Here is a 2,890-nt window from a genome sequence, read left to right as displayed (position 1 = left end):
TTTTAAGTGTTGTTATAGATGTTTTTTCGGTTATTAAAAATCCCACTTAACAAACAAAAACAAAACCGCCTCCCTCAAAATCATATTGGGGAGGCAGTTTAAAAACAAACAAACAATTTTTAATTAAGCAGCATTGTGCTTATTATATTCCTTTAATAAAGTCAGCACGACTGGTGTGGTATTAATGAGATTATCACGCAACGGACATCTTTCTTTCACAGTATCAATCCACTCTTTTAATAATACAAGCGGCGCATTCGAAACAGGCTTAACAACTACTTCAATTTTTCTGAAACCAGCTCTTGAACGTGTTTGCTTTCCTTCAACTTTTTTAGTTACAAGTTCGCCCACAATTTCCACTTCGAGTGATAGCAATTCAATACCCAGCTCCTTTGCCACAATCAATCCTACCGCATTGATACTCCCTGCAAAACCAGCCAACAAGAAATCGGTTGGACTTGGCCCTTCGCCGGATTCCCCGGAAACAGAATTACTGATAACCACATTGAAATCATTTGTTTTTACCAAAAAATGGTTGTCTTCTGAAGAAACGCCACTTATGGTTACAATTCTATTGCTCATACCTTCTGATTTATTACTTAAACATTAGATAAACAGGAATTCGTTTTCCTCTGCGTTGATTTGAAGGATTAACAATTCAGAATTAGCAAGCAATGCTTCACTTACCACAGTGAATAAACTTCCCAACAAAGCACTTGGAGCATTTTCTATTGTCGATACGATTGACTCAATTCTTTTTATTTGATCTTTTAAAACTGTCATGATAATTATTTTTTTATGATTGAATTTATTTAGATGAACAGGAATTCGTTTTCCTCTTCATTAATCTGAACGATTAACAATTCTGAATCGGTTACCAATTCTTCAGACACTCCTTTGAATTGGTTTTCCAACAAAACATTTGGTGCGTTTTCTATTGATGATACTATCGATTGTATTCTTCTTATTTTATTTTTTAAAGCTGTCATGATATTGATTTTTTATTGATTGAATTTAATTTGAAACGCCCATTAACAAATTTTCTTCCGATTGAAGGGCGTTCTTGACGACCTTGGGCAAACAATATTTTTTTCGGAAAAAATAAAAAAGTCCCTCCGGTTTTGTTACCGAAAGGACTTATACAGTTTGAACTATAACTTGAGATTAACTCGTCCGGTGTCGGTAACAACAATGATACTGATAGTGTTTGCAAGCCCACTTCATTCGTTTCATAAACTTATTATTGATGGTTGTCGTTTTCATATTATTATCTTTTGTTGTATTTTTTACGTTGTAATAGATTCAAAAAAAAAAGCCTCTGCTATTTTGCAGAGGCTATATTCTATATCTTAAATTTTTACTTTCAATTTAAACAATAGCTACCTCTGCGGAAAATTTCCACTTGCAAGTATGCATATTATATCGTTTAATTGATTTCATTTCTTTTTCTTCTTATTTGTGATGCAAAATTGATAACAAATTTTGAATTGACAAAATAAAAAAGTAAATTTTAACATTTTAAATTACAGAAACACATCCAAACGGCTTTCAATTGCATTTTTATTGCGAATTCGTAAAAATTAAAAAAATAACAAATTTCGATTAGATATCAAATTTCTTTCATACATTTGCATCCGAAACAAGAGGAAAAATTTGAACTGATTGCAACCTCAATAAAAAATGCTAAAGCAGTAACCACTACTCCTTTAGGCAATCCCTGCAATTATTTTTCCTCACTTAAATTTTAAAACAATTTAATTATGGCTTATTTATTTACGTCAGAATCAGTGAGTGAAGGACATCCGGACAAAGTTGCGGACCAGATTTCAGATGCATTAATCGATAATTTCTTGGCCTTTGACGCCGATTCTAAAGTCGCCTGTGAAACTTTAGTTACTACAGGACAGGTTATTCTTGCCGGAGAAGTAAAATCACAAACTTATTTGGATGTTCAGCAAATTGCGCGTGATGTAATCCGTAAAATCGGATACACAAAAAGCGAATACATGTTTGAAGCTAACTCATGTGGCGTTTTGTCTGCGATTCACGAACAATCCCAAGACATTAACCAGGGAGTTGACCGTGCCAGCAAAGAAGACCAAGGTGCCGGTGACCAGGGAATGATGTTTGGTTATGCAACCAACGAAACGACTGATTACATGCCGTTGGCTTTGGATTTATCTCACAAATTATTACAGGAACTTGCCGAATTGAGAAGAGAAAATTCTGCAATCAAGTATTTGCGTCCTGATGCAAAATCTCAAGTAACTTTAGAATACGACAACAATAACAAACCGGTTCGTATTGATGCAATCGTAATCTCAACTCAACACGATGATTTCGATACTGAAGAAGTGATGTTGGCAAAAATCAAGAAAGATATTATCGAGATTTTAATTCCAAGAATCATTGCAAAATACCCGCAATACGCACATCTATTTAACGACAAAATTCAGTACCACATTAACCCTACCGGAAAATTCGTTATTGGCGGACCTCACGGAGATACAGGATTGACAGGGCGAAAAATTATCGTTGACACTTACGGAGGAAAAGGTGCTCACGGTGGTGGAGCTTTCTCTGGAAAAGATCCTTCTAAAGTAGACCGTTCTGCAGCTTATGCTACGCGTCACATCGCCAAAAACCTTGTGGCTGCCGGAATCGCTGACGAGATTTTAGTTCAGGTTTCCTACGCTATCGGTGTAGCGAAACCAATGGGTATCTACATCAATACTTACGGGACTTCTAAAGTAAGTTTAACGGATGGGGAAATCGCTAAAAAAGTGGAAGGCATTTTCGACATGCGTCCTTATTTCATCGAACAACGCTTGAAATTGAGAAACCCGATTTACAGTGAAACGGCTGCTTACGGACACATGGGACGTAAACC

4 protein-coding genes are annotated in these 2,890 nt (G+C 35.7%); 1 reads left to right on the top strand and 3 read right to left on the bottom strand.

Going from position 1 to position 2,890, the window contains the following annotated elements; all coding sequences use genetic code 11:
* Nucleotides 1-123: 123 nt before the first annotated feature.
* The 3 genes from VLB74_RS12390 to VLB74_RS12380 are packed head-to-tail and all read right to left on the bottom strand — an operon-like array spanning nt 124 to nt 989.
* Complete coding sequence (locus tag VLB74_RS12390; RefSeq protein ID WP_325203771.1) at nt 124-582, bottom strand: OsmC family protein; 459 nt, start codon at nt 580-582, stop codon at nt 124-126.
* 24 nt (nt 583-606) lie between these two features.
* Complete coding sequence (locus VLB74_RS12385; RefSeq protein ID WP_325203770.1) at nt 607-783, bottom strand: hypothetical protein; 177 nt, start codon at nt 781-783, stop codon at nt 607-609.
* 29 nt (nt 784-812) lie between these two features.
* A complete protein-coding gene (locus VLB74_RS12380; RefSeq protein WP_325203769.1) occupies nt 813-989 on the bottom strand; it encodes a hypothetical protein in 177 nt (58 codons plus the stop codon).
* A 771-nt stretch (nt 990-1,760) separates the two neighbouring features.
* Between VLB74_RS12380 and metK the strand changes: the two genes are divergently transcribed.
* Nucleotides 1,761-2,890: methionine adenosyltransferase (gene metK / locus VLB74_RS12375; RefSeq protein ID WP_325203768.1), on the top strand; the 1,130-nt coding region annotated here is incomplete at its 3' end.

Origin of the sequence: Flavobacterium sp., assembly GCF_035456225.1 — a bacterium.
Lineage (GTDB): Bacteria > Bacteroidota > Bacteroidia > Flavobacteriales > Flavobacteriaceae > Flavobacterium.
Note: the sequence above shows the minus strand (reverse complement) of the source record. Positions and strands in the feature narration are given on the sequence as shown.